Source organism: Elusimicrobiota bacterium (assembly GCA_040757695.1).
GTDB lineage: Bacteria > Elusimicrobiota > UBA8919 > UBA8919 > UBA8919 > JBFLWK01.
This window is the reverse complement of the sequence record JBFLWK010000024.1, coordinates 20,544-28,854: the sequence shown is the minus strand read 5'-3', so window position 1 is coordinate 28,854 and position 8,311 is coordinate 20,544. Positions and strand designations below refer to the sequence as shown.

Here is an 8,311-nt window from a genome sequence, read left to right as displayed (position 1 = left end):
CCCCCCCCCCCCCCCCCCCCCCCCCCCCCCCCCCCCCCCCCCCCCCCCCCCCCCCCCCCCCCCCCCCCCCCCCCCCCCCCCCCCCCCCAAAACACAAAATTAAAGGTTAAAATTAAAATGGAGAAAAACATGGAGCAGAAAAAAATTCTTGTTGTAGATGATGAAATTGAAATTTTGAAATTTATTGAAAAGGCGCTTACAAAAAATAATTATTTTGTAAAAACAACTTCTAATCCACATGAAGCGGTTGAATTATTAAAAAAAGCAGATGATAATTTTGATGTTGCGATAGTTGATTTACGAATGCCGGATATTGATGGAATGAAACTTTTAGAAATTATTAAAAAGGACTTCCCAAAAATTGAGGTTCTCATAATCACCGCACACGCAACAATTGAAACTGCTATTGAGTGTCTCAAAAAAGGTGCGGAGAATTATTTGATAAAGCCGTTTGATATGTCTGAACTTTTAACAACAATTGAAAAAACGCTTGAAACCAAACAACTGAAATCGCAACTGGTTTCACTTCAAGAGATGGATAAACTGAAAGATGAATTCATATCAACCGTTTCGCATGAGTTAAAAACACCACTTCAAGCAATATCAGGTGCAATTGAGCTGCTATCAAAATATGAAAAATTTGAAATTGAAAAAAGGAAGTTTCTGCGTCGTCAGTCGGACAGAGATATTCCAAAACTTGTTGAGATAATTAACCGTCAAACAGAAAAAATGAAAGGGCTTGTAAATGACTTACTTGATTTTGCAAAATTAGAAGCCGGTTTTGTAGAGATAGAAAAAAAAGAAATTCCGGTAGCAAAAATTATTAGTGAAGCGGTGTACGAAATTAAGCCAGTGGCAGATAGTAAAAAAGTAGAGATACGATATATCAGTTCAATAAGTAATGTTTTGACTCTCAATTGTGATGCAAAACTTATCAAAAGAGTTCTTTCAAACCTGCTATTAAATTCTATAAAGTATACACCACCAGGTGGTAGAGTTTCAGTATGGCTGCAAAAGAAAGATAACGAAGTTGAAGTCGCTGTTGAAGATAACGGTATCGGTATCGCAAAAGAAAATTTGGAAAAGATTTTTGAGAAATTTTATAGAGTTGACCAGTCGTTAACCCGTGAGCAAGGCGGGTTCGGGCTTGGGCTTGCAATCTGTAAAAAAATCGTAGAACTGCACGGTGGCAAAATCCGGGCAGAATCCGACGGGCTTGGCAATGGCTCAAGGTTTGTTTTCACACTACCTGTATGAAAAAAAACCAGATACTAAAAGAAGTAAAACGGGAGACGGTAAATGGTAGACGGAAAATCAAAAACCGTTTATTATGCCTATTGTTTTACCTTTTACCTTTTACCTTTTACCTTTTACCTGCCTTTACTACCTGCCTCTATGCCGGTACTTCTACCACTTACACAACAGATATTCAGTTTAATGCAGGTCAGCGGCAGGACACCATTGTTTTTGGTAGCGGTGCTGATGCGTTCGTTAATTTAACAAATAATTTTTACGAGGTAACAACCTCACCGCAGCCACCTGCAAGAAGATGGCATGCGATGACCTACAATCCTTCAAAAAACAAAGTGATTCTATTTGCTGGACTTTCGTCTTCAGGCATTCCACTTAATGACACTTGGATCTACAATCCACAAACAAATCAGTGGACTCAAAAAATACCGTCAACAACACCTTCTGCCAGATATGGACATATTTTAGTTTCTGACGGTACTAAAGCGTTTTTGTTCGGTGGCTATGATGGTGCTGACTATTTTGATGATACTTGGGAATATGATTTTGATACAGACAATTGGACAAAAATTACGACAGTTTCTTCACCAACCGCGAGAGCCTGGAGTTGCGCTGATTGTGATTTGATAAACAACAAAATAATTCTTTTTGGCGGTCGTAAATATGATACAGCATTATCATCTGAAACATGGATTTACCATATTATTGGTTCCTCATGGACAAAAGGTAGTTACAGCCCTATTGCAAGAACCGGTTCTGCGGGTTGTTATGACGCTGAAACCAAAAAGTTTTTGATTTTTGGCGGTGAAACCGCTACAGGTTATCTTTCAGATACATGGGTTTATGATTACAATACAAATGTATGGTCTTACAGGAATCCGTTAACTAACCCATCCGCGAGGTCTGATGCAGTTATTTTTTATGACTTCCGAAATAAAAGAACCGTGTTATTTGGTGGAAAAGATTCATCAGAGAATAAAGCTGATATATGGTTCTATTCATATTCCAATAATAAATGGTCAACTTCACCACCACAAACAAGCCCCTCGGCAAGATATGGTTCTGCGATAACATATATTTCATCCCCCCCCTCAACCCAAAAAGCGTTTTTGTTCGGTGGATTTGCTAATAATGGTTCCCAGAACGATTCCTATAACTATGTTTTCAGGTCGTCAGGTAGTTATACAAGTATCTATTTTGATACACCATTTTCTACACAACTTTACTGGCAGACAATACAAGCACCACTCCGTAGTGGCGTGCCTGCTAATACATCACTGAAATTTCAGGTTGCTTCGTCTACTGATAATTTTACATATTCTGACTTTACCGGCTGGGATAATACACCAAATACATTTTTTGAATATGCTGATAGCCCGATTCCAATTAGCACCCCCCCCAATTTACACAATAATAAAAGATACTTGAAGTTGAAATTTTTTTTTGATACCACAGAGCCGCCAGTTTCAAGCCAACTCCAGAGCATAACTGTCAGTTTTAACAGAACGCCTACTCAACCTGCACTGAACTCGCCAACAAATAAGTTTTCAACAAATAATACTACACCCGATTTTTCTTGGTACGCAGCAGCCGACGACGATAATGATACACTGACATACAAAATTGAGATTGATAATGATGCTGATTTTTCATCACCAGTAATCACATCATCAAATATAGCAACCACTTCTTACTCTACAACAACAATTTTAAGTCACGGAAAATACTTCTGGCGGGTTTGTGCTTACGATGGTTCTGAGTATTCACTTTGGGCGTCTACTTATACACTCTATATTGATACAATACCGCCATCTGCAATAACCTCAATTTCTGCATCTATCGGCACACGCAATGGAACAATAAATCTGTCATGGCTGGCACCGGGTAATGATAATTTTTCAGGCGATATAATTTCAGGCAACTACTTTATCCGAAAAGCAACCTGCCCGATTCTGACTGAAACTGACTGGCAAAATAATTCAACTGGCGAAAGAAGTATCTCAAAATCAGTAATTATTCCGGCTGAATTACAAACATTTACTTTTGATGGCTTATCTGATAGCACAACATATTATTTCTCAGTAAAAACTCAGGATGGCACAGGAAATGTTTCTGCAATTTCGTCCACTTCGCCGTTTTGTATGACCAACGCAGCACCAACAGTTACAGTAAAATCACCTAATGGTTCAGAGATATTTTCAGCAACCCAAATTATTGCGTGGACATATTCAGACCCGTATCCACCGAATGATTCTCACATATTCTCAATCTATGACTCATCTGATGGTGTTAATTTTTCTGTTCTGGTAGCTTCCGGACTTGCGAATATAACATATTATTTATGGAATACAATACCTGTAAGAAACTCGGCAACACATAAAATAAAAATTGTTGCCCGCGATTCAAGAGGACTTGAAGGATTTGATATTTCAGATAATAGTTTTATAATCAGCAATCCCAATATAGCGCCTGTTGTGAATTTGATTCAGCCGAATGGTGCTGAAAAGATTTCAGGAGATTATACAATAAGTTTTTCAGTTACCGACGATAACCCGGCAGATACACATAATTTTACAATTGTTGCATCAACTAATTCCGGCTATTCTTACGATATAAAAATCGCTGAAAACATTTCTGTAACTAATTATGTTTGGGATACAACACAATTTCCTAACTCGCTAAAATACCGTATAAAAATTAGCGCTACTGACGACGGAATGCCCAACCTATCTGCTGACGATTTTTCAAACTCTGATTTCACAGTCAACAATAATAACAAAGCACCATCAGCACCACTCATTGTCTCACCATTAAACGGTTCTTATAATACAACAGGTACACTAAAGTTTGTCTGGCAGAAAGCATCTGACCCTAATCCTGAAGATTTGTTAACTTATACGCTTTACTATTCAACCGATAAATTTTTTGATGATGCTACCATTGTGCCAGGTATCACAGGATTAGAGTACACACCTGCTAATGTTAAAGAAGAAATGCAATACTACTGGAAAGTTGCAGCTGTTGACCCGTTCGGTTACAGTGCGATATGCAACCCGTTCAGTTTTGTTGTTTCCTGGAGTAAAGATGATTCTGACGATGGGAAAGTGAGAGTAGAAATTACTGAGGGGCTTCCTGCCGGCTATTATGTAAAAGTTGAAAATACGCCTACTACTGACAGTGCTGATTTTTCTGCCGCAATAAAGAATGCTGTTTCAGACCGTCTGATAAAATATATCAATCAGCAAATATACAAAATCACTATCTATAACCAAAATAATACTCCTCAAAATATCACAATAAAAGGCAGTGTGCGATTTAATTATTTAGATGAGAATACTGATGGTTATATGGACAATACTGATATCAGAACTGATAAAATTCGGATTGCTGTTTTGAACGACACAAAAAACAGATGGGAATTCCCGAAAACAGCCCAGATTATTGATAAAACACAAAAATATCTGAAAGTTGATGTTGAACATTTTTCGTATTTCACAATAGTCGCATCAGTTACGCCGACAAAAAAGATATCAAATATCGTCAACTACCCCAACCCGTTTAATCCTGAAAAAGAAACTACTACCATAAAATATGTATTGACAGAATCTGACGATATTTTAGTCCAAATTTTCAATCTTGTTGGCGATTTGGTTTATCGGCAAAAAATACATTCCAATGAAGAAGGCGCAATCGGCCAACCTGAAGGCTACACAAACGAGATAACCTGGAACGGTAAAAACGGTGATGGTATTACTGTTGCCAATGGTGTCTATATTATGGAAATAAAATCCGGTAACGAAAAAGAAATAAGAAAAATAGCAGTTGTAAAATAAGGCAGGTTAAAAGTTAAAGGTGAAAGGTTAAAATGTGGCGGAGGTTTTATGTCAAAAAAAATTCTTGTTGTTGACGATGAACAGGATATTGTTGAAATTATTTCAATGTATCTTGAAAGAGAAGGCTACGAAACAATTGGTGCTAATGACGGGCTTTCTGCGTTTGAAAAAACTATCAATGAAAAACCTGATTTGATAATTCTTGATATTATGATGCCCGAAATGGACGGGCATTCGCTTAATATCAAACTCAAAGAATTTCCTGAGACAAAAGATATTCCTGTTATTGTAATCACTGGGCGTGGACATTTGAAAGAAATTATTATGGCAAGAACGGATGTTACAGTCGTAGATTATTTAGAAAAACCATTCCAAATGGACGAACTTTTAGCAAAAATAAAAAATGTGTTTGATGAAAACAAAAAAGTGGTTATGTGATTATGTGATTAAGTGGTTGGTTTCTACTAATCACTTATTCACTTATTCACTTGTTCACTTGTTTTTATTCACTTATCCACTTATCTATGCAACAAACAATGGTGGTCTGCCAGCCGAATATCTATTAACATTTTATCCGGATGCAAGAACCGCCGGGCTCGCAGGTGCCGCAACCGCAATATCCGGCTCATCAGTATCTATGTACTATAATCCTGCTGGGATATCATCCTGTTTTTATAACGAAATAACATTTTTTTATACACCGCTCATCTCAGGGACAAAATTTGCATATATCAGTTATCTGTATCCATTAGCAAGTAAAGAAGCCATCGCTGCGTCAATCAGTGTTCTTTCAACACCGAATATAGAGAAAACCAATTCTATCGGTGAAACACTGTACGATTTTTCATCACAGGAAGCAGTATTCAACATTACATATTCAGCTGCGATTGGCGAATCAACTGATGCAGGATTGAACCTGAAGTTTCTATCTCAAAGTATTGATGATTTTACAGCACATACTGTCTCAGCGGATATCGGACTTCTATCTGACTACGATGATACAAAATACGGGCTTGCAGTAAAAAATATTATACCGCTAAAACTTGAAAAAGATAAACTGCCTGTATCAATTCGGTTAGGACTTAGACAGCGTATTTATGAAAAACTTTTTCTGAGTACTGATTTAGCGGTTGATAATGTATTTACAAAATCGGTCAGAAGATTGTTTTTTGGCTCGGAGTATAATTACAAAATATATTCTTTCAGGGGAGGTGCAAATTACAAAGAACTCACTGCTGGTGTAGGTGTAGCAGAAGAAAAATTTTCACTTGATTATGCTGTTTCAATTCATCCGTTATCCATCACACACAGATTCTCGGTTGCGTTGAGGTTCGGTATTGAGCCGACTAAAGCAGAAAAATATGCGGTTAAATTGCTTGAAGAAAATAAATCAAAAATTGAAGCAGCAGAAAAACAGCTTGCTGAAAAAAGAAAGGACTTGGACAAGGATATTGAGATATTTAATACTGAAAAGAAAAAAGTGGAAAAATTACTGATGACCGACGACAAACTAAAAAAAGAATGGCAAAAAATCCAGACCGAAAAAAACCAGATTGCATTTGAACTTGAAATCGCTAGAAAAAAACAGCAAATTGCGCAGATGTTAACAGATGCACAGCAGTATTTTGATAACAAGGAATACAGCAAAGCAACGGATACTGTGAATAGGCTACTTGAACAAGAACCACAAAATGAGCCCGCACTGTTGCTTTTTACAAAAATTAGAGATATGACAACTTCAACATCAGCGCAGGAAAAATATCTGAAGGCATTACAATTATACGAGCAGGAAAGGTTTGATGATACCATCTGGCTTGTACAGGGCGCACTACAAATAAATCCTACTTATACGAATGCACAGGTTTTGCTCCGTCAGGCAAAGGCAAGAAATTATATTTCACAACAAAAATATCAGGACGCAAAATATGAACTTGTAGAGGCATTAAAACTTAAGCCCGACGATACCAGTGTCCTTGAATTACTCAAAAAAGTCCAGACAATAATTGATATAACGGAGGAAAAATGAAAACAAAAAAGTGGTTATGTGGTTATGTGATTAAGTGGTTTGTATTTACTATTCACTTATTCACTTATCCACTTATCCATTGCCTTTACTGTCAGGTAGACCCAGAGGTTTATTTTAATTCCGGTATTGATAAATATGTAAAAGGCAACTATGATGATGCTATTGCACTGTTTGAACAAACACTCACACTGAAACCAGACCATCAAAAAGCGAAAAGTTTTCTTGTAAATGTGCTGACGGAAGCGACTGAGAAGCAGATTATGTTGAGTAATTATCAGAAAGCAAAAGAGTATATTAAGAAAGCAAAGGATATTTCACCAGATAATCCCAAAGTTGTTGAGTTAGAAAAAATAGTTGAAGGCACTACTATAAAAATACCCCAAAAACCGATAGAAACAAAAAAAACAGCCGAGCAAAAACCATCTTTTATAAAACCTGTAATAAAAAAATACGAAGCCCTAAATATTATTCACAAAGTTGAAGAACCGGTTTCTGTGAAGCCGTCAACAGGAATACCATACAAGTATTTTTTGGCTGTAAGCATAATTCTGATTATCGGGCTGATAATAGTAGTAAAAAAGAAAATAAATGCCAATACTAAAAAATTTAGAGAGTTAGAAATAAAAATTCGGGCAGATGCAGAAAAAAAGTTCAAGCAAGAACTTGAACAAATGAAAAAAACCGAAGAAGAAGCACTGCAGAAATTAAAAATTGAAGTTACTGAAAAATTAAAACTGCAACTTGCTGAAAAAAAAGCAATCGCAGAAATGGAACAGGAAAAAATAGTCAAACAATTTGAGGCAACATTAGACGAAGAAAAGGTTTTAGATACAATAACTGACTTATTGAAAAAAAACGACTACTCTAAACGGATTATTCAAAGTATGACCGTATCAATCAGAACGATGCTGTATGCGAACAAAAAACTTGGATTAGAAAATATCTTGCGACTATCTAAAAACGACAACCCGCGGCTCCGTTATGATTGTATAAAAATTATAGAAAATGTGTTGACTAAAGAGACATTCAGCATTTTGTTAGAGATGTTGAATGATACAGATTATGAAGTAAAAAGAACTGCAATCGGTTCGGTTAATAATATCTGTAAAGCACATCCTGCTGAAATCCCATCTGAAATGCTTTCAAAAGCACAAAAACAACTCACCGAACAAAAAATCAAAAACGGCTGGATAATTTGATT

Annotated in this window: 5 protein-coding genes; all 5 read left to right on the top strand. The window is 36.7% G+C overall.

Annotated elements, in window-relative coordinates; all coding sequences use genetic code 11:
- Positions 1 to 1,257: ATP-binding protein (locus tag AB1349_06145; GenBank protein ID MEW6556918.1), on the top strand; the 1,257-nt coding region annotated here is incomplete at its 5' end.
- Positions 1,254 to 5,084, top strand: coding sequence for a kelch repeat-containing protein (locus tag AB1349_06140; protein ID MEW6556917.1), 3,831 nt, complete (start codon positions 1,254 to 1,256; stop codon positions 5,082 to 5,084). The genes AB1349_06145 and AB1349_06140, both read left to right, overlap by 4 nt.
- Before the next feature lie 48 nt (positions 5,085 to 5,132).
- A complete protein-coding gene (locus tag AB1349_06135; protein ID MEW6556916.1) occupies positions 5,133 to 5,522 on the top strand; it encodes a response regulator transcription factor in 390 nt (129 codons plus the stop codon).
- Positions 5,497 to 7,110: a PorV/PorQ family protein gene (locus tag AB1349_06130; GenBank protein ID MEW6556915.1), complete on the top strand. Its 1,614-nt coding sequence runs from the start codon at positions 5,497 to 5,499 to the stop codon at positions 7,108 to 7,110. The genes AB1349_06135 and AB1349_06130 overlap by 26 nt, the downstream gene beginning before the upstream one ends.
- Positions 7,107 to 8,309 (top strand): hypothetical protein, encoded by a 1,203-nt coding sequence (locus tag AB1349_06125; GenBank protein MEW6556914.1) that lies wholly within the window; start codon positions 7,107 to 7,109, stop codon positions 8,307 to 8,309. Before AB1349_06130 ends, AB1349_06125 begins: the two co-directional genes overlap by 4 nt.
- Positions 8,310 to 8,311 lie beyond the last annotated feature (2 nt).

What these genes read in the sequence shown, in the direction of transcription:
- AB1349_06125 (MEW6556914.1), top strand. Translation starts at nt 7,107, where the DNA reads ATGAAAACAAAAAAGTGGTTATGTGGTTATGTGATTAAGTGGTTTGTA.
- AB1349_06140 (MEW6556917.1), top strand. Translation starts at nt 1,254, where the DNA reads ATGAAAAAAAACCAGATACTAAAAGAAGTAAAACGGGAGACGGTAAAT.
- AB1349_06130 (MEW6556915.1), top strand. Translation starts at nt 5,497, where the DNA reads ATGAAAACAAAAAAGTGGTTATGTGATTATGTGATTAAGTGGTTGGTT.
- AB1349_06135 (MEW6556916.1), top strand. Translation starts at nt 5,133, where the DNA reads ATGTCAAAAAAAATTCTTGTTGTTGACGATGAACAGGATATTGTTGAA.